This window comes from Hymenobacter agri (assembly GCF_054778495.1).
Genome location: NZ_BAAGZM010001038.1, coordinates 1 through 966, shown reverse-complemented (window position 1 = coordinate 966; position 966 = coordinate 1). Strand labels below are relative to the sequence as shown.

At 66.8% G+C, this 966-nt stretch carries 1 pseudogene; it reads right to left on the bottom strand.

Annotation, left to right across the window (positions count from 1 at the left end):
* Positions 1–966 (bottom strand): annotated as a pseudogene (locus ACYVDE_RS24295) (hypothetical protein); the annotation flags it as partial.

Below are 966 nucleotides of genomic sequence, written 5' to 3'. Positions count from 1 at the left end.
GTGCTGCGCCACGGCGAGCAGCACGGCGTGGTATACCTGCGCGAAGCTGGCGGCATCCAGCTCCAGCGGCCCGGTGCCCGGGTTAGGCAGCGCAGCAGCCACCGGTGCGGCCGTGCGCAATTGCAGCAGCATAAGGTTGCTTAGCAAAGCTGGTTCTTTGGCATCGGCTTTCAGCGGGGCCGCCTGCTTGCGGGCTTCCGGCAGTAAATTCTGACTCAGCAGGAAACCCAGCTGGTTGGTGCGGCTGGTGTAGCTGCCGGGCGCCAGCTGCTCGGCTTTATCCAGATAAAAAGCCACCGAATCGGTGAGGGCGGTTTGGGTGAACAGCTGGGCGAGGTCGCCGGCCAGGGCCGCGCTGCGCGGCTGGACCTTGAGGCCACGCCGCAGCACATCAAGGCCTTCGAATAAGTCGTCGGGCTGGTCGTAGAGCGAGGCCAGCCGCACCGATACTTTCTCGCTAGGCCCGCGCAGCAAGGCCCGGCGCAGCGAGTTAATTTCATTCTGGCGCTGCTGCCGGAAGCGGTAGAGCGCCGCGCGGCCCAGTTCGGCGTGCAGGTTGGCCCGGTAGAGCACGTCGCCACTTTCGGCGTAGTAACGCTCGGCCAGGCCGGCTAGGGCGAGGTCGTCGGGGGCGGCTTCGCTCTGCTGCCGGCTGAGGTCGCCCAGCAGGTTGAACTGGCCGGCCATCACCTGGTCGGCCAGCGGGAAGCTCTGGCGCGACTGCATAAAGATGATGCCCCCGATGCCCAGCACGTACACCGTGTAGAACGGCAGCCGCCGCGGCTCGAACACCACCCGGTACACCCGCAGCCGCTGCTTGATGAGCGGCCCGAAATTTATCAACACATACAGCAGAAAAGCCGCACCCAGCAGGGCCAGCGCAGCCCCCGTGAAGCTGCGGGCCGCCACCAGCAGGGGCGTATTGGCCGTGGCAAACGCGTAGCCCAGCGCCCCCGCCGCCCCCAG